Source organism: Rathayibacter sp. AY1E8 (genome assembly GCF_002931415.1).
Classification (GTDB): Bacteria; Actinomycetota; Actinomycetes; order Actinomycetales; family Microbacteriaceae; genus Rathayibacter.
The window spans coordinates 1-2236 of record NZ_PSVI01000106.1; the positions used below are offsets into that span (position 1 = coordinate 1).

Consider the following 2236-nt stretch of genomic DNA (forward strand, 5'->3'; position numbering starts at 1 on the left):
CCGAGGTCGGCAGGGCGAGGGCGGTGCGGAGGAACGCCTCGCGCCCGCGATGCGCGAGAGAGCCGAGCGGGCGTCCGAGCGCCATGTTCGCCTCCGCCTTCCCCGCCCCGCCCAGCGCCGAGCTGCACATCCACCTCGAGGGCACGATCGAGCCCGAGCACATCGTCGAGATGGCGCGACGCAACGGGGTCGCCCTGCCCACCGAGGATCTCGACGCCCTCCGCGCGCGGTACTCCTTCACCGACCTCGCGTCGTTCCTGGAGCTGCACTACTCGAACCTCACCGTGCTGAAGACGGAGCGGGACTTCTTCGAGCTCGCGACCGGCTACCTCGACCGGGCGCAGAAGGCGAACGTCCGCCGCGCCGAGATCTTCTTCGACCCGCAGACGCACCTCGGCAACGGCGTCGCGCTCGACACCGTGATGAGCGGGATCACCCGTGCGCTCGGTCGGAGCGAGGAGACCCACGGGATCTCGACGGACCTGATCATGTGCTTCCTCCGCGACCTGGGCGCCGACGCGGCCGACGAGATGCTGACGGCGATCCTCCCCTGGCGCGAGTACATCATCGGCGTCGGGCTCGACTCGAACGAGGTGGGCTTCGGCCCGGAGCTGTTCGTCGACGTCTACGCGCGCGCCGCGGCGGACGGACTGCGCCTGGTCGCGCACGCCGGCGAGGAGGGCGGGCCCGAGACGGTCGCGGCCACCGTCGAGCTGCTGAAGGTCGAGCGGATCGACCACGGGATCCGCGCGATGGAGGACCCGGAGGTGGTCGCGATGCTCCGCGAGCGCCGCATCCCGGTGACGGTGTGCCCGCTGTCGAACGTCGCCCTGCGCGCGGTGGACACGATGGCCGACCACCCGCTGCCCGCGATGCTCCGCGAGGGACTCGTCGTGACGGTCTCGAGCGACGATCCGCCCTACTTCGGCGGCTACGTGGATGAGAACTACCGCGCCCTGGTCGAGGAGCTGGGGATGGACGACGCGCAGCTCGAGCAGCTGGCGCTCAACTCCTTCGACGCGGCGTTCATCACGGAGGAGGACCGCGAGCGCTGGCAGGCGGAGGTGCGCGAGCACTTCGCGCGGTGAGCGCGTCACTGCCCGGAGAACGATCGTTCCCACCCTCCCCGCGCGCTGAGCCCTCGTTCCGCGGTCGCACGCCTCCGCGCCCGCCCTACGCTGGCCGGATGACCCGATCCGACGGCACACGATGAGCTGGGTGCTCCTCACCGGCGCGATCCTCATCGAGGTGACGGCGTCGCTCGCCCTCCAGGCCGCCATCGAGTCGCCGGGCTGGTACGCCCTCGTGGTGGCGGGCTACCTGGCGGCGTTCGTCCTCCTCAGCCGGGTGCTCAAGGCCGGCATGCCGATCGGAGTCGCCTACGGCGTATGGGGCGCGTGCGGAGTCGCGCTGACGGCGGTCCTCGCGGCCGTGCTCTTCGGGCAGCCGCTGACGGGCGTGATGACGATCGGGCTGGTGCTGATCATCGCGGGCGTGCTGATGGTCGAGATCGGGTCGCAGCGAGCGCAGGCCGCGCGCCGGTCGGTGCGCTGATGGCCTGGCTGCTGCTCTCGGGCGCGATCCTCACCGAGGTCGCCGCGACGATGAGCCTCAAACCCGCGACGGACGGCCGGAAGCGCTGGTACGTCGTGGTCGGAGTCGGCTACGTCGTCGCGTTCACGCTGCTGGCCGGGGCGCTCGCGCAGGGCATGCCGATCGGGGTGGCCTACGGGATCTGGGCGGCGGTCGGAGTCGCGCTGACCGCGGTGCTCGGGCGCTGGCTGTTCCAGGACCCCCTGACCTGGACGATGCTCGGCGGGATCGGCCTGATCATCGCCGGCGTGCTGCTGGTGGAGCTCGGGCACTGACCGGCCGAGTGTCGTCGCGGCGGGGCGCCCCCCGATCAGCGGCCGTCGCGGCGGGGCGCGTCCCGCTGAGCGGCCGCCGCGGCGGGAGCGCACCTCCTCAGCGGTCGTCGCGGCGGAAACGCGTCGGCGTCACCGGTTGTCGCGGCGGTACCGCGCCTCGCGGCCGGCGATGTGGAGGCCGAGCCCGGTGACCGCGACCGCGAAGGCGACCAGCACGCCGATGAACGCGATCTCGTCGCCTGCTCCGACCGCCACGGCCGCGACGGCGAGCCCGATCAGCGCGAGGGCGAGCACCACGGCGCCGACGGTCTCGAGAGGGCTCCATGCGGTCATGGCTCCAGCGTGCGCTCGGAGCGGCGCGCGGGCAA

General features: G+C 72.5%; 4 protein-coding genes. 3 read left to right on the top strand and 1 reads right to left on the bottom strand.

The genetic code is table 11. From position 1 onward, the window contains the following. Positions 1-83: 83 nt before the first annotated feature. From C5C74_RS16770 to C5C74_RS16780, 3 genes are all read left to right on the top strand, one after another. A complete protein-coding gene (locus C5C74_RS16770; protein ID WP_104351937.1) occupies positions 84-1088 on the top strand; it encodes an adenosine deaminase in 1005 nt (334 codons plus the stop codon). Between the two features lie 121 nt (positions 1089-1209). Beyond that, positions 1210-1554, top strand: coding sequence for a multidrug efflux SMR transporter (locus C5C74_RS16775; protein WP_104336158.1), 345 nt, complete (start codon positions 1210-1212; stop codon positions 1552-1554). After that, on the top strand, positions 1554-1868 hold the full coding sequence (locus tag C5C74_RS16780) for a multidrug efflux SMR transporter (protein ID WP_104224891.1): 315 nt from the start codon (positions 1554-1556) through the stop codon (positions 1866-1868). The genes C5C74_RS16775 and C5C74_RS16780 overlap by 1 nt, the downstream gene beginning before the upstream one ends. A gap of 129 nt (positions 1869-1997) precedes the next feature. Here C5C74_RS16780 and C5C74_RS16785 read toward each other — a convergent pair whose 3' ends face one another. Further along, positions 1998-2201, bottom strand: coding sequence for a hypothetical protein (locus C5C74_RS16785; RefSeq protein WP_104227488.1), 204 nt, complete (start codon positions 2199-2201; stop codon positions 1998-2000). Between the last annotated feature and the right edge of the window lie 35 nt (positions 2202-2236).